The 16,479-nt window shown below is 61.3% G+C and carries 12 protein-coding genes; all 12 read left to right on the top strand.

Features of this window, described 5'->3' with window-relative positions:
• Positions 1-20 precede the first annotated feature (20 nt).
• Positions 21-1,457, top strand: coding sequence for a sigma-54-dependent transcriptional regulator (locus ACF6ZU_RS08125; protein ID WP_392891409.1), 1,437 nt, complete (start codon positions 21-23; stop codon positions 1,455-1,457).
• Positions 1,458-2,264: 807 nt separating this feature from the next.
• Positions 2,265-3,668, top strand: coding sequence for a polynucleotide adenylyltransferase PcnB (locus tag ACF6ZU_RS08130; protein WP_392891411.1), 1,404 nt, complete (start codon positions 2,265-2,267; stop codon positions 3,666-3,668).
• Positions 3,669-3,670: 2 nt separating this feature from the next.
• On the top strand, positions 3,671-4,156 hold the full coding sequence (folK, locus tag ACF6ZU_RS08135; protein WP_392891412.1) for a 2-amino-4-hydroxy-6-hydroxymethyldihydropteridine diphosphokinase: 486 nt from the start codon (positions 3,671-3,673) through the stop codon (positions 4,154-4,156).
• Positions 4,157-4,522: 366 nt separating this feature from the next.
• Positions 4,523-5,323, top strand: a complete 801-nt coding sequence (gene panB / locus ACF6ZU_RS08140; RefSeq protein ID WP_392891414.1) for a 3-methyl-2-oxobutanoate hydroxymethyltransferase — start codon at positions 4,523-4,525, stop codon at positions 5,321-5,323.
• Entirely contained in the window at positions 5,320-6,180 is an 861-nt protein-coding gene (panC, locus tag ACF6ZU_RS08145) for a pantoate--beta-alanine ligase (RefSeq protein ID WP_392891415.1), read from the top strand. Before panB ends, panC begins: the two co-directional genes overlap by 4 nt.
• A gap of 171 nt (positions 6,181-6,351) precedes the next feature.
• A complete protein-coding gene (gene panD / locus ACF6ZU_RS08150) occupies positions 6,352-6,732 on the top strand; it encodes an aspartate 1-decarboxylase (protein WP_253432033.1) in 381 nt (126 codons plus the stop codon).
• 219 nt (positions 6,733-6,951) lie between these two features.
• Positions 6,952-8,616: a glucose-6-phosphate isomerase gene (pgi, locus tag ACF6ZU_RS08155; RefSeq protein ID WP_392891418.1), complete on the top strand. Its 1,665-nt coding sequence runs from the start codon at positions 6,952-6,954 to the stop codon at positions 8,614-8,616.
• 185 nt (positions 8,617-8,801) lie between these two features.
• The gene (acs, locus tag ACF6ZU_RS08160) at positions 8,802-10,739 is read left to right on the top strand and encodes an acetate--CoA ligase (protein WP_392891419.1); all 1,938 of its coding nucleotides are present in this window, start codon (positions 8,802-8,804) and stop codon (positions 10,737-10,739) included.
• 150 nt (positions 10,740-10,889) lie between these two features.
• Complete coding sequence (locus ACF6ZU_RS08165) at positions 10,890-11,762, top strand: oxygenase MpaB family protein (RefSeq protein ID WP_392891421.1); 873 nt, start codon at positions 10,890-10,892, stop codon at positions 11,760-11,762.
• Between the two features lie 164 nt (positions 11,763-11,926).
• On the top strand, positions 11,927-12,943 hold the full coding sequence (locus ACF6ZU_RS08170) for a class I SAM-dependent rRNA methyltransferase (protein WP_392891423.1): 1,017 nt from the start codon (positions 11,927-11,929) through the stop codon (positions 12,941-12,943).
• 93 nt (positions 12,944-13,036) lie between these two features.
• A complete protein-coding gene (locus ACF6ZU_RS08175) occupies positions 13,037-15,985 on the top strand; it encodes a DUF748 domain-containing protein (protein WP_392891425.1) in 2,949 nt (982 codons plus the stop codon).
• On the top strand, positions 15,985-16,281 hold the full coding sequence (locus tag ACF6ZU_RS08180; RefSeq protein ID WP_392893747.1) for a DUF2845 domain-containing protein: 297 nt from the start codon (positions 15,985-15,987) through the stop codon (positions 16,279-16,281). The genes ACF6ZU_RS08175 and ACF6ZU_RS08180 overlap by 1 nt, the downstream gene beginning before the upstream one ends.
• Positions 16,282-16,479 lie beyond the last annotated feature (198 nt).

The raw sequence follows: 16,479 nt of genomic DNA on the forward strand, positions 1-16,479 counted from the left end.
CCGTCGAGAGTATCGAATCAATGCCGCACATTTTGATCGTCGAAGACGAAACAATTATCCGCTCCGCCTTGCGCCGCCTGCTGGAACGTAACCAGTACCAGGTCAGCGAAGCCGGTTCAGTGCAGGAAGCACAAGAACGCTTCACCATTCCCACGTTCGACCTGATCGTCAGTGACCTGCGCCTGCCAGGCGCTCCGGGCACGGAGTTGATCAAACTCGGCCAGGGCACGCCGGTGCTGATCATGACCAGCTACGCCAGCCTGCGCTCGGCGGTCGACTCCATGAAAATGGGCGCGGTGGACTACATCGCCAAACCTTTCGACCACGATGAAATGCTCCAGGCCGTCGCGCGCATCCTGCGTGACCGCCAATCGGTGCAGGCCAGCGGCGAACCTGCCGTCGGCAAGGCCGCCAACGGTGCGGCAAAACCGGGTGTCGACAACAGCAACGGCGAAATCGGCATCATCGGCTCCTGCCCACCGATGCAGGATCTGTACGGCAAAATCCGCAAAGTGGCGCCGACCGACTCCAACGTTTTGATCCAGGGCGAGTCCGGCACCGGTAAAGAGCTGGTGGCGCGCGCCCTGCACAACCTGTCCCGACGCGCCAAGGCACCGATGATTTCGGTGAACTGTGCGGCGATTCCGGAAAGCCTGATCGAGTCCGAACTGTTCGGCCACGAAAAAGGCGCGTTCACCGGCGCCAGCGCCGGGCGTGCCGGCTTGGTGGAAGCGGCGGATGGCGGCACCTTGTTCCTCGACGAAATCGGCGAACTGCCACTGGAAGCCCAGGCTCGTTTGCTGCGCGTGTTGCAGGAAGGCGAAATTCGCCGGGTGGGCTCTGTCCAGTCTCAGAAAGTCGATGTGCGCCTGATTGCCGCGACTCACCGCGACCTCAAGAGCCTGGCGAAAATCGGCCAGTTCCGTGAAGACTTGTATTACCGCCTCCACGTAATCGCCCTGAAACTGCCGGCCTTGCGCGAGCGCGGCGCCGACGTCAACGAAATCGCCAACGCCTTCCTGGCTCGTCAGAGCGCGCGGGTCAACCGCACCGACCTGAAGTTTGCCCCGGACGCCGAGCAGGCGATTCGTCATTACTCCTGGCCGGGTAACGTGCGCGAACTGGAAAACGCGGTGGAGCGCGCCGTCATCCTGTGCGAGAGCCCGGAGATTTCCGCCGAGCTGCTGGGCATCGACATCGAGCTGAGCGATCTGGAAGACGACGAGTTCATCGGCCTGCCGCCACAGCAGGGTAACGGTGCCGGCAACAACAATCATGAGCCGACCGAGGACCTGTCCCTGGAAGACTACTTCCAGCACTTCGTCCTCGAGCACCAGGACCACATGACCGAAACCGAGCTGGCCCGCAAACTCGGGGTCAGCCGCAAATGCCTGTGGGAACGCCGTCAGCGCCTGGGGATTCCGCGACGCAAGACCGGGGTGGCCAGCGAGAGCTGATGCGCGGGTAACACACAGGAATGTGAAAAAACTGTTACCCCGTTTTTTTCACGTAACAGAAGCCGGGGCTTACGGTAACGAAGCCCCGGTTTTTTTGGGCCTCGAAAAAGGTACCCAACCAACGTAACCCCTTGTTTTGCTGGGGTTCACAAAAGTTGGCACGCACCCTGCTATATGTTTGGTACAAGAACAATAACAAGCAATGTACAAGACAATAAAAATAAGACGAATCGACTCACGCACAATAAAAACAAGACGGCATGAGGCGTAGCTAACTGATTCTTTTGGAGAGGCGTTGTATTTGGGGCTTGCCCCACGACCAGGCCGAGAACAACAAAAAACTGTCTTAAGACAGAAGCCTGAACTGGTTGGATCGCAAGATCACTGCAGCACAGCGACCAAAGCAATCCGTTTGCTCTTGGCTCCCGATTGGGAGGGTCATGAAGGAAAACTTCATGACGCGGGCACTCAACAAAAACAAGAAGCCCGAAACCAATAACAAAAATAGAACATGCAACTACTTCTTGGGGAGCTTCGGCTCCCCTTGTAGTTTCTGCGATCTGGAGCATTTGCTCACTGTAGGAGCGAGCTTGCTCGCGATGGTGGTGAACGATAACGCGTTAATTCAGAGTCCCCGCGGCGCCCTTCAGTTTTTCGCGAGCTAGCTCGCTCCTACAGCTTGAAGTCTGCGGCTTACAGCTCATATCTGCTGCGTCCTACACCATCCCCCGACTAAATGCTAGAATCCCCGCCCATCATGCGGTCATTCTTCGTTATGGCCGAACATTCCTTCAAACAGTGCATCCCATGCTGAAGAAGCTGTTCCAGTCATTCCGTTCTCCCAAGCGTCATACGCAACACATCCGCAGCACGCCTGAAGTGCTCAACAGCGGTCAACATTCGCTGCAGAAGGCGCAATTCAGCCGTTATGCGGTGAATATCGTCGAACGCCTGCAGAACGCCGGTTACCAGGCTTACCTGGTCGGCGGTTGTGTGCGTGACATGATGCTCGGCATCACGCCAAAGGACTTCGACGTCGCCACCAGCGCCACCCCTGAACAGGTCCGTGCCGAATTCCGCAATGCGCGGATCATCGGTCGTCGATTCAAACTGGTGCACATCCACTTTGGCCGCGAAATCATTGAAGTCGCGACCTTCCGCGCCAATCACCCGCAAAACGATGAAGAGGAAGACAGCAACCAGTCTTCCCGCAACGAGAGCGGGCGCATCCTGCGCGATAACGTCTACGGCACCCTGGAAGAAGACGCGCAACGCCGCGACTTCACCATCAACGCCCTTTACTACGATCCGGTCAGCGAGCGCATCCTCGATTACGCCAACGGCGTGCACGACATTCGCAATCACCTGATCCGCCTGATCGGCGATCCGAAGCAGCGCTACCAGGAAGACCCGGTGCGGATGCTGCGGGCCGTGCGTTTCGCCGCCAAGCTGAATTTCGGCATCGAAAAACACAGCGCCCTGCCGATCCGCGACCTGGCACCGATGCTGCGCGAGATCCCGTCGGCCCGCCTGTTCGAGGAAGTGCTCAAGCTGTTCCTCTCCGGCCATGCCGCGGACACCTTCGAGATGCTGGTCGACCTGCAGCTGTTCGATCCGCTGTTCCCGGCCAGTGCCGAGGCGCTCGAATACAACCCGACGTACACCCACACCCTGATCAGCGAAGCGCTGATCAACACCGACCTGCGCATCAAGCAGAACAAACCGGTCACCCCGGCGTTCCTGTTTGCAGCCCTGTTGTGGCCTGCCCTGCCGGCGCGCGTATTGCGCCTGCAAGAGCGTGGCATGCCGCCGATTCCGGCGATGCAGGAAGCGGCGCACGAGCTGATTGCCGAACAGTGCCAGCGGATCGCGATTCCAAAGCGCTTCACCATGCCGATCCGCGAAATCTGGGACATGCAGGAACGCCTGCCACGCCGCAGCGGCAAACGCGCCGACCTGTTGCTGGACAACCCGCGGTTCCGTGCCGGTTACGACTTCCTGCTGCTGCGCGAAAGCGCTGGCGAGCAGACCGATGGCCTGGGCGAATGGTGGACGGACTATCAGGACGCCAACGACAGCGAACGTCGGGACATGATCCGCGACCTCAGCGGTAAGGATGACGGCACCAGCGGTGCGCCGCGCAAACGTCGTCGCAGCGGTGGCGCCAAGCGCAAACGCGCGGCCGGTGCTTCGAGCACGACGGACGAGTAAGCATGGAACGCATCTACATCGGCATGGGCAGCAACCTCGCTGACCCCGCCGAACAATTGCGCAGCGCCGTCGAGGCGCTGGCGCAGTTGCCGCAGACCAGACTGGTCGGGGTTTCCGCGTTTTACCAAAGCGATTCGTTGCTGCCTGGTCAACCGCGCTACACCAACGCCGTGGCAGCGCTCGACAGCACGCTCGCGCCATTGGAGCTGCTCGATGCGCTGCAAGCCATCGAAAACGGCCAGGGCCGCGAACGCCTGGAACGTTGGGGTCCGCGTACGCTGGATCTCGACATTCTGTTGTTCGGTGATCGGCTGATCGACGAACCCCGCCTCAAAGTCCCCCACTACCATATGCAGGAACGCGCGTTCGTCCTGTACCCGCTGGCCGAGCTGGCGCCGGTGGATTTGCGATTGGCGGATGGTCGCAGCCTGAAAGAACTGCTCGCAGCCTGCCCGTTCGTCGGCCTGGAACGCCTCCCCCCGAATTAACACACCACCCCTGTGGGAGCGAGCCTGCTCGCGATGGCGTACTGACATTCAACACCACTGGTGAATGTTAAACCGCTATCGCGAGCAGGCTCGCTCCCACAGGGTTTTGTGTTGTGCACAGGTTCTACGGCTGCTGAATCGCATCAGTTACGCCGGTAACACCCCACGCGTAACAACGCGGTAACACACGCAATTGACTTCCCGAGTTCTCCTCACGACTATAGGCGTCCCGCTGCCGCCAACACGGCGCTTAAGGGCGCAATCCAGGCCTTAAAAGCACGACAACAGAGCGTGCGCCTGTATTTAACGAAGAATCACGCGCGTTACTCGCAGTAGTTTCCACAGCGCCTGAATGAGGAACTTTTCATGCCAGCCATCACCCTGACCACGCTGCAAGGTCTCAAGCAAAAAGGTGAAAAAATCACCATGCTGACCTGCTATGACGCAACCTTCGCCCACGCCTGCAACCAGGCTGGCGTCGAAGTGCTGCTGGTGGGCGACTCCCTCGGCATGGTGTTGCAGGGTCACGACAGCACCCTGCCGGTGACCACGGCCGAGATGGCTTACCACGTCGCAGCCGTCAAACGCGGTAACACCGACGCGTTGATCCTCGCCGACCTGCCCTTCATGGCCTACGCCACCCTTGAGCAAACCATGGCCAACAGCGCCCTGCTGATGCAGGCCGGTGCGCACATGGTCAAGGTCGAAGGCGCCTTGTGGCTGGCGGACTCGATCCGGCTGCTGGCCGAACGGGGTATCCCGGTGTGCGCGCACCTGGGCCTGACGCCGCAGTCGGTGAATATTCTGGGCGGCTACAAAGTGCAGGGCCGTAACGAAAACCAGGCGCGTCAGATGCGTGCCGACGCGATCTCCCTCGAACAGGCCGGCGCGGCGATGCTGCTGCTGGAATGCGTACCGAGCGAGCTGGCCGAAGAAATCACCCAGGCCGTGAAGATTCCCGTGATCGGCATCGGCGCCGGCAGCGGCACTGACGGCCAGGTATTGGTGCTGCACGACATGCTCGGCCTGTCGATCACCGGTCGCGTGCCTAAGTTCGTGAAAAACTTCATGAACGGCCAGACCAGCATCCACGCCGCACTGAGCACTTACGTCTCTGAAGTCAAAGCGGCGACTTTCCCAGGTATCGAACACGGATTCTCTGCATGAACACCGTAAAAACCGTACGCGAACTGCGGGCCGCCGTGGCCCGTGCCCGCAGCGAAGGCAAGCGCATTGCCTTCGTGCCGACCATGGGCAACCTGCACAGCGGGCATATCGCGCTGATCACCAAGGCCTCACAACGGGCGGACTTCGTGGTCGCGAGCATCTTCGTCAACCCGCTGCAATTCGGCGCAGGCGAAGACCTCGACAAATACCCGCGCACCCTCGCGGCCGACCAGGAACAACTGCTCGAGGCCGGTTGCCACCTGTTGTTCGCGCCCACCGTTGAAGAAATGTACCCCGATGGCATGACCGGTCAGACCCGCGTCAGTGTTCCGCAACTGTCCGAAGGCCTGTGCGGTGCCAGCCGTCCGGGGCATTTCGAAGGTGTGGCGACGGTGGTCAGCAAGCTGTTCAACATGGTCCAGCCGGACCTGGCGATTTTCGGCCAGAAAGACTTCCAGCAACTGGCGGTGATTCGCGCGCTGGTGCATGACCTGAACATGCCGATCCAGATCATCGGCGAGCCGACGGTCCGTGCCGCGGATGGCCTGGCGCTGTCGTCGCGCAACGGCTTTCTCAGCGAAGAACAACGGTCCGTGGCGCCGGTGGTGTATCGCACGCTGTCGTCGATCGCCGACGCCATCAAGCAAGGCGAGCGCGATTTCCCGGCGCTGATCGACGCGCAGATCAAGCAGCTTGAAGCGGCGGGCTTGCGCACCGACTACCTGGAAATCCGCCATGCGCTGACGTTGCGTCCGGCGACGTCGGACGATCGGGACCTGGTGATCCTGGTGGCGGCGTTTCTCGGGACCACGCGGTTGATCGACAACCTGCACCTGAACCTCGATACCCCCGCCTGAACACCACAACCCAAAATGTAGGAGCCAGTTTGCTGGCGATGGCGATAGTGAAGACGCCATCGCCAGCAAGCTGGCTCCTACAGGGTGTGCATTACCCGCGCCCGCTGTATTGCTGCCCACATTGGCTTCGGGCAAACTGCCCGGCGTTCGATTCCGACCTGGGAAACACTCATGCACGCCATCATGCTCAAGGCCAAGCTGCATCGCGCCGAAGTCACCCACGCTGTTCTCGATTACGAAGGTTCCTGCGCCATCGACGGCGATTGGCTGGACCTGTCCGGCATCCGTGAATACGAACAGATCCAGATCTACAACGTCGACAACGGCGAGCGCTTCACCACTTACGCGATTCGCGGCGAAGCCGGCTCGCGGATGATCTCGGTCAACGGTGCCGCCGCGCACAAGGCCAAGGTCGGTGACCGCGTGATCATCTGCGCTTACGCCCACTATAGCGAAGCCGAGCTGCTCAACTTCAAGCCGCGCATGCTCTACATGGCGCCGGGTAACGAGTTGAGCCATACCAGCAATGCCATTCCGGTTCAGGTCGCCTGATCAAGCGGTTCTTCCGTTTGTCGGACCGTTCCCTGCTTTATGTATAAAAAAGTACCGGGAACGGGTCAGACAAAGTCAAGACAGATCGCAGCGCGAGGTTTACTGTATTCGCCCTGTGCCATGAAATCGTGTCGACGCAGTTGACCGGACGCCCACCCGCAGCGCTCCGGGATTTTTAGTGTTCAAAAGGCCGTTCAAGTAAAAAGGAAACCCGCAGCGATGGCGTACTACCGCACTCCTCACGACGTGACAGCCCTGCTCGCCTGGCAAGCGCTGAATGACCACCGCCAAGCCATGCAGGATTTCAGCATGCGCGAAGCGTTCAATGCCGACCCGCAGCGTTTTACCCAGTTCACCCTCAGCAGTTGCGGCCTGTTTCTCGACTACTCGAAGAACCTGATCAACGCCGAGACCCGCGACCTGCTGGTCGGCCTGGCCAAGGAAGTGGATCTGCAGGGCGCCATCAAGGCGCTGTTCGACGGCGAGATCGTCAACTCTTCCGAAGGTCGTCCGGCCCTGCACACCGCGCTGCGCCGCCCGGTGGGTGAGAAGCTCTCGGTCAATGGCGTCAACGTGATGCCGGAAGTGCACAAGGTGCTGAACCAGATCACCGACCTCGTGGGCCGTATCCACGACGGTCTGTGGCGCGGTTACACCGAGAAGCCGATCACCGACGTGGTGAACATCGGCATCGGCGGTTCGTTCCTCGGCCCGGAACTGGTGTCCGAAGCCCTGCTGTCCTACGCCCAGAAAGGCGTGCGTTGCCATTACCTGGCGAACATCGACGGCAGCGAGTTCCACGAGCTGACCATGAAATTGCGCGCCGAGACCACGCTGTTCATCGTCTCGTCGAAATCCTTCAACACCCTCGAAACCCTGAAGAACGCCCAGGCCGCACGCGCCTGGTACCTGGCCCAGGGCGGCTCCGAAGCCGAGCTCTATCGCCACTTCATCGCCGTTTCCAGCAACAATGCGGCAGCGGTGGCCTTCGGGATTCGCGAAGAAAACATCTTCCCTATGTGGGACTGGGTGGGCGGCCGTTACTCGCTGTGGTCGGCTATCGGCCTGCCGATTGCCCTGGCCATCGGCATGTCCAACTTCAAGGAACTGCTGTCCGGTGCCTACACCATGGACCAGCATTTCCAGAGCGCGCCGTTCGAACAGAACATGCCGGTGCTGCTGGCCTTGCTCGGCGTGTGGTACGGCAACTTCTGGGGCGCGCAAAGCCACGCGATCCTGCCGTACGACCACTACCTGCGTAACATCACCAAGCACTTGCAACAGCTGGACATGGAATCCAACGGCAAGAGCGTGCGCCAGGACGGTACGCCAGTGTCCACCGATACCGGCCCGGTGATCTGGGGTGGCGTCGGTTGCAACGGTCAGCACGCGTATCACCAGCTGCTGCACCAGGGCACCCAACTGATCCCGGCCGACTTCATCGTGCCGATCGTCAGCTTCAACCCGGTCTCCGACCACCACCAGTGGCTGTACGCCAACTGCCTGTCGCAGAGCCAGGCGCTGATGCTCGGCAAGACCCGCGCCGAGGCTGAAGCCGAGCTGCGTGAGAAGGGCATGGCCGAAGCGGATGTGCAGAAACTCGCGCCGCACAAGGTGATCCCGGGCAACCGCCCGAGCAACACCCTGGTGGTCGAGCGCATCAGCCCGCGTCGTCTAGGCGCACTGGTGGCGATGTACGAACACAAGGTCTTCGTGCAAAGCGTGGTCTGGGGCATCAACGCCTTCGACCAGTGGGGCGTGGAACTGGGCAAGGAGCTGGGCAAAGGCGTCTACAACCGCCTGGTCGGCAGCGAAGAAACCCCGGCGGACGATGCGTCCACCCAAGGGTTGATCAACTACTTCCGCGGTCGTCACCGCGGTTGATCTGACGCCATTCCTGCGGGAGTACTACCCTTGTAGGAGCCGGCTTGCTGCGGGCGGCGTTCCGACGATGGCGGTGTGTCAGTTGACGAATTTGTTGACTGATACGCCGCCATCGCCAGCAAGCCGGCTCCTACGAGGGTCGCGTTGCTCCCCTCTTGTCGCCAAAACAAGAATAAGGAACCGTCATGTTCGATATCAGCACGTTCCCCAAAGCCGATGCCGTCCGCCGGGCCGCACACCTCAGTCAAGACGATTACAAACGCCTGTACCGGGAATCCGTCGAGCACCCCAGCACGTTCTGGGCCGAGCAGGCCAAGCGCTTTCTCGACTGGAGCACGCCCTGGGATACGGTCCAGCGCTACGACCTGAAAACCGGTGAAGCCAGCTGGTTCGCCGGCGGCAAGTTGAACGTCAGTTACAACTGCATTGACCGGCACCTGGAAAAACGCGGCGATCAGATCGCCATTATCTGGGAAGGCGACGACCCCGCCGAATCCGCCCAGATCACCTACAAAAAACTGCACCACAACGTCTGCCGCCTGGCCAACGTGCTGAAAAGCCGTGGCGTGAAGAAAGGCGACCGCGTGTGCATCTACATGCCGATGATTCCTGAAGCCGCCTACGCCATGCTCGCCTGCACGCGCATCGGCGCCGTGCATTCCGTGGTGTTTGGCGGTTTCTCCCCGGACTCGGTGCGCGACCGGATTCTCGACGCCGACTGCCGCACCGTGATCACCGCCGATGAAGGCGTGCGCGGCGGCAAGTTCGTGCCGCTCAAGGACAAGGTCGACAAGGCGCTGCAAAGCTGCCCGAATGTCAGCACCGTGATCGTGGTCGAGCGCACTCAGGGTGACGTGAACTGGGTCGAAGGCCGCGACCTCTGGTATCACCAGGCCCTGCGCGACGTCAGCGACGATTGCCCGCCCGAGCCGATGGACGCCGAAGACCCGCTGTTCATCCTCTACACCTCCGGCAGCACCGGCAAACCCAAGGGCGTATTGCACACCACCGGCGGTTACCTGCTGCAAGCGGCGATGACCTTCAAATACGTGCTCGACTACCGCGACGACGAAGTCTTCTGGTGCACCGCCGATGTCGGCTGGGTCACCGGCCACAGCTATATCGTCTATGGCCCGCTGGCCAACGGCGCGACCACGCTGATCTTCGAAGGCGTGCCGAGCTACCCGACCAGCTCGCGCTTCTGGCAGGTCATCGACAAACACCACGTGAACATTTTCTACACCGCCCCCACCGCCCTGCGTTCGCTGATGCGCGAAGGCCCGGAGCCGTTGAAGGAAACCTCCCGCGCCAGCCTCAGACTGCTCGGCAGTGTTGGTGAGCCGATCAACCCGGAAGCGTGGGACTGGTACTTCAATGCCGTCGGCGAACAGCGTTGCCCGATCGTCGACACTTGGTGGCAGACCGAAACCGGCGGCATCATGCTCAGCCCGCTGGTGAGCGCGCAACGGATCAAACCTGGCTGCGCCACGCAACCGATGTTCGGCGTGCAACCGGTGTTGCTGGATGAAACCGGCAAGGAAATCAAAGGTGCCGGCAGCGGCGTGCTGGCGATCAAGTCCAGCTGGCCGGCGCAGATCCGCAGTGTCTACGGCGACCCGCAACGGATGGTCGACACCTATTTCAAACCCTACCCCGGTTACTACTTCACCGGCGACGGCGCACGCCGCGATGAGGACGGCGATTACTGGATCACCGGACGCATCGATGACGTGATCAACGTCTCCGGCCACCGCATCGGCACCGCCGAAGTGGAAAGCGCCCTGGTGTTGCACGACAGCATCGCCGAAGCCGCCGTGGTCGGTTACCCTCACGACGTAAAAGGCCAGGGGATCTACGCCTTCGTCACGCCCATGAACGGCACCGATCCCAACGACGAATTGAAGAAAGAACTGCTGGCCCACGTCAGCAAGGAAATCGGCAGTTTCGCCAAACCGGACCTGATCCAGTGGGCCCCGGCCTTGCCGAAAACCCGTTCAGGCAAGATCATGCGGCGGATCCTGCGCAAGATCGCCTGCAACGAGCTCGACAGCCTGGGCGACACCTCGACCCTGGCCGACCCGAGCGTGGTGCAGGACCTGGTCGATAAACGCCTGAACCAGTAACACCGCGTCCCTGTAGGAGCGAGCCTGCTCGCGATGGACGTTAACGATAACGCCTGCATCCTGAAGAGACGCAGTGTGCTCACGTTCATCGCGAGCAGGCTCGCTCCTACAGGAGGCACGGCGCCCGATTATCTTCACCATTGAGTCGCCATGGAATTCATCCGCAGCCGCATCGAAACCCAGGTCATGAGCCTCACCGGCCTGTCCCTCGGCAAGCTCGACCTGGAAAACCCCAAGGGCGATCCCGGCCTGTTCGGCCCCGACTCGGTGAGCTGGCAGGTTCATGGCGACTTCAGCAGCATGCTCATCGGCGGCATCAGCGCGTTGATGCTCCAGGCCTTGCATCCCTTGGCGCTCGCTGGAGTCTGGGATCACTCGAATTTTCGCGAGGACATGCTCGGCCGCCTGCGTCGCACCGGGCAGTTCATTTCCGGCACCACTTTCGGTTCACGCCAGGACGCCGACTGGCTGATCGAGAAAGTCCGCACCATCCACCTGCAAGTCACCGGCACCGCGCCGGATGGCCGGCCGTATGCCGCCAGTGACCCCGACCTGCTGACGTGGGTGCACGTCGCCGAAGTCAGCAACTTTCTCGCGGCGCATCTTCGCTACCGGAATCCGGGCCTGTCCGGGACCGATCAGGACCGTTACTACGATGAAATCGCCCTGGTTGCCGAGCGCCTCGGTGCCCGTGATGTGCCCCGTTCGCGGCAGGAAATAGCCGATTACCTCGAACGAATCCGCCCGCAACTGCTGTGTGATGCGCGCAGTCGCGAAGTGTTGCGACTGTTGCTGAACGCACCCTCCCCGAGCCGTCTGGCCAAGCCGTTCGGTGGGCTGATGATGCAGGCCGGCATCGACCTGTTGCCGGACTGGGCCAGCGACATGCTCGACGTGCGCCAAAGCGCCCTGCAACGCAAACTGATCCGCGCCAGCGTCAACCGCAGCGCGCCGATGCTGCGCTGGGCGGTACGCAACGGCTCGGTGCATCGGGCCAAGCGGCGGATGGGATTGCTGACCTGACCCGATTTGTAGGAGCGAGCTTGCTCGCGATGGTCGTTAACGGTGACGCGGGCTGTCTAGATGAATGCGTTGCCTGAACGTTCATCGCGAGCAAGCTCGCTCCTACAGGTTCCACTCAAGCTGTTAAACTCCCGCGCCCAATTCCCTCCTGCAAGGCGCCCAGCATGTCTTCCTTGAATCAGGCGCTGCGCGCCGCCCTCGAACATCGCCAGGACCTGCTTGCCGAACTGCATCAGCAAGGCACCGATTGCTATCGCCTGTTCCATGGCAGCCAGGAAGGCGCCGGTGGCCTGACCGTCGACCGCTACGGCCCGCAACTGTTGGTGCAGAGCTTCCACCAGGCGCTGGAACGCGATGACCTGCTGCAACTGCACGAAGCCGTCAATCAGCACCTGGGCCTCGACACGTTGCTGGTCTACAACGACCGTTCCCGGGGCAACTCGCGTATTGACCGCGAAGACACGGTCTATCGGGCCGACGAAGCCGCGCTGCAAGACCTGGTCGGTCACGAATGGGGCCTGAACTACCGGGTTCGCGGCCGTCACGCCGGTCAGGATCCGCTGCTGTTCCTGGACCTGCGCAACACCCGCGGCTGGGTCAAGGATCACAGCCAGAACAAAAGCGTGCTGAACCTGTTTGCCTACACCTGCGGTGTAGGCTTGAGCGCGGCCGCTGGCGGTGCGAGCGAGGTGTGCAACCTGGATTTCGCCGAGGGCAACCTGGCGGTCGGTCGTGAAAACGGTCTGCTCAATCCACAACTGCCAACCATGCAGTTCATCCAGTCCGATTATTTCCCGGCGATCCGCCAACTGGCCGGCCTGCCGATCAGCCAGCGTCGCGGGCAGAAACTGCCGAGCTATCAACGCCTGGAACAACGTCAATACGATCTGGTGCTGCTGGACCCACCGGCCTGGGCCAAGAGTGCATTCGGCACCGTCGACCTGCTGCGCGACTACCAAAGCCTGCTCAAGCCCGCGCTGCTGACCACCGCCGACGATGGCGTGCTGATCTGCTGCAACAACCTGGCAAAAGTCAGCATGGACGACTGGCGCGAGCAGGTTTTGCGCTGTGCAGAGAAAGCCGGGCGCCCCGTGCGCGAGTGGACGGTGATGAAACCGGGCGCCGATTTCCCGTCCATGGACCAACAGCCGCCCCTGAAAACCCTGATCCTGCAGCTCTGATTCACGTCAGACAAATCTGAAAAATCCTCGGTTGGGCGATTACTTCGGAACCGGATTCGCGTGCCATACTCCAAGGCACTCCGATTCAGACAGATGAAGCCGCACATGCCCAAAGGATTGATTCGCGCTATCGGCGCCTTGTTGACTGCACTGGCCCTCTACAGCCTGCTGGGGTTTCTGATTTTGCCGGGCATCGCGTTGCGGGTAGCCAACCAACAGTTGGCCAACTACGCCACGACGCCCGCGAGCATTCAGCGGATCGAGCTCAACCCGTTCAGCCTGGAAGTCACCCTCTGGGGGCTGAATATCGGCGAGCCGGGCAAGGAACAGGTCGGCTTCGAACGCCTGTACGCCAACCTGCAACTCGACAGCCTGTGGACCAAGGCGCTGCACCTGTCTGATATCGAACTGGACAAGCCGAAGACCGAAGTCCTGTTCGATAAGGACGGCAAGCTCAACCTGCTCGGCCTGTTCAAGATCCCCGCCAGCGAACCGACCCCGGCCGACCCGGACGCCAAACCGTTTCCACTGCGGATCGAACGCATCAAACTGGCCGGCGGCGCCGTGCACTTCATGGACGCGCGGCCCAGCGAACCGATCGAATTCCTCTACGACAAACTCGACTTCGAACTGAAAAACCTCAGCACCCTGCCTGAAGACAGTGCCGACATGACGCTGGTGGCCATCGGGCCGCACGGTGGGCAGATCGACTGGACCGGTAACTTCAGCCTGATCCCGATCGCTTCCGAGGGGAAACTGAAAGTCACCGACGGCAAGATGAAAGCCTTCTGGCCCTACGTGCGTGACGCGGTGCCGCTGGTGCTTGAAGACGGCGTCTACACCCTCAGCACCGACTACAAGCTCAACCTGTCCAAGGAAACCGAACTGCTGCTGAGCAACGTCGCCCTCAGCGTCGCCCCCTTTGCGATCAAGGCGCCGGACGGTCGGCCACTGGCGAAACTCGAACGCCTGGACGTGACCGACACCACGATCGACCTGGCCAAGCAGCAAGTCGTCGTGGGCAAGATCCGCAGCAACAAACTGGAAACCTGGGCAGCGCTGGAAGCCGACGGCCAGCTCGACTGGCAAAAACTGTTCGCCAGTCAGCCATCCAAGGCAGCCGCCAAGGCCAAAGCCGAACCCGCCGCCACACCCGCAGCCGCCGACTCGCCGAAAGAGCCCGTCGCCGCCAGCAAACCGTGGCAGGTGTTGTTGAAAGACGTGCAACTGCGCAATTACCAGGTGCATCTGGCCGATCGCAAGGCGCAACCCGAAGTGGCGCTCGACCTGACCCCGCTGAACCTGGACCTGCAAAATTTCGACAGCCTCAATGGCTCGCCTTTCACCCTCAAGCTCGACACCGGCGTGGGCAAGCAAGGCAAGATCGCTGCGGAGGGCGAAGTCAACCTCGCCCCGGTCAGCGCCAAATTGAAGGTGCAAACCAAGGACATCGACCTGCGGGTCGCCCAGTCCTACATCAACCCGTTCATTCGCCTCGAACTGCGCAGCGGCATGCTCGGCAGTGACCTGGCGGTCAACCTGAAAAGCACCGATCCGCTGGCGCTGACCGTTACCGGACGCGCGCAGATCGATCAGTTGCACACCCTCGATACCCTGAAAACCCGCGACTTCCTCAAGTGGCAACAAGTGGTGGTCGAAGGCCTGAACTATCAGCACGGCGACAGCCTGTCGATCGACAAGGTCAACCTGTTCCAGCCCTACGTGCGCTTCATGATCAACGATGACCGCACCACCAACGTCGATGACCTGCTGATCCCGCAGCCGCCCGACTCCGGCGCCAAGACCGCTGCGGCGAAACCGGCCAGCAAGGACAAACCGCTGGGTATCCATATCGGCGGGATCGCGATCAATGATGGCTCGGCCAATTTCGCCGACTTCAGCCTGACCCCGAACTTCGCCACCGCCGTGCAACAGCTCAACGGCCAGATCGGCACCATCGACAGCCGCCAGGCCAAACCGGCGACCGTGGACGTCAAGGGCAAAGTCGATCGCTACGCACCAGTGACCATCAAGGGCTCGGTCAACCCGTTCGACCCGATGGCCAGCCTCGACATCGCCACCAGTTTCAAACGGGTCGAACTGACCACGCTGACGCCCTACTCCGGCAAATTCGCCGGCTACCGTATCCGCAAGGGCCGGCTCAATCTCGACCTGCATTACCTGATCACCAAAGGCCAGCTCAAGGCTGAGAACAAAGTGGTGGTCGAGCAATTGCAGCTCGGCGAAAAAGTCGACAGCCCGGACGCCACCAGCCTGCCGCTGAAGCTGGCCATCGCCCTGCTCAAGGACGTTGACGGCAAGATCACCATCGAACTGCCGGTGACCGGCGACCTCAACAATCCACAGTTCAGCGTCATGCCGATTGTCTGGCAGACCCTGCGCAACCTGATCGTCAAGGCTGCCGCCGCTCCGTTCAAAATGATTGGCGGGCTGATCAGTGGCGGGGGTTCGGAGGACTTGGGCACGGTGTCGTTTGCAGCGGGTTCCAGCGACCTGAGCAAAGAGGCCGAAGGTTCATTGGTCAAGCTGTCCCAGGCCCTCAAGGAACGTCCGGCCCTGCGTCTGGAGATCGAAGGCACCGCCGCGAAAAGCAGTGACGGCCCGCTGATTGCCGAGCAACGCCTGGAGCGGGAATATCAGTACAACTACTACAAAATGCTCCAGCGTCGCGGCGACAAGGTGCCGGCGCAGGCGTCCCTGCTGGAAGTACCCGAAGGCGAGAAAGGTGCGCTGCTGGAAGGCATCTACCGCACCCGCCTGAAAACCCAGCCACCGGCTGAATGGAAGGACCTGGGCAAGGAAGAGCGCACCGCGAAAATGCGCGCGGACGTGATCAAGTTCTGGAGCTCCAGCGACGTGCTGTTGCGTCAACTGGGCCAGGACCGCGCCAGCAGCATCAAGGATTATCTGGTGGATAAAGGGCAGTTGGCCGACGACCGTGTGTACTTCGTCGACGCCAGCCTTGGCGAAGCGGAAAGTGATGGCCGGGTGGTGACGCCATTGCACCTGGATGCTGAATGATGATCAGACGATTGCTCCTCGGCCTGACACTGGCGATGGCAGCCAGTCAGGCTTCGGCGGCTGACACGCTGCGCTGCGGCAGTCAGCTGGTCAGCGTCGGCGACCGCTCCAGTGAAGTGCTGCAGAAGTGCGGTGAGCCGGTCAGCCGTGACCTGTTGGGCTACAAACGCAGCGCCAATCGGCGCGAAGAATTCCAGGTCGAGGAATGGACCTACGGACCCAACGGCGGGATGTATCAATACCTGCGGTTCGAAGGTAATCGCCTGAAACAGATCACCAGCAAGCGCGGTAACTGAACCCGCCACCATTCCCCCTGTGGGAGCGAGCCTGCTCGCGATGGACGTCAACGATGACGAGGGGTGCCAGAATCAACGCGGCGTGCTCAGGTTCATCGCGAGCAGGCTCGCTCCTACAGTTCGGTTTTGCGGGGGCCGAAATAGAACAGGCCCCGAACACGAATGTGCGGGGCCTGTAATGGCCACATCCTTGTGGCC

It is taken from the genome of Pseudomonas migulae (assembly GCF_043225285.1).
Taxonomy (GTDB): Bacteria; Pseudomonadota; Gammaproteobacteria; order Pseudomonadales; family Pseudomonadaceae; genus Aquipseudomonas; species Aquipseudomonas migulae_C.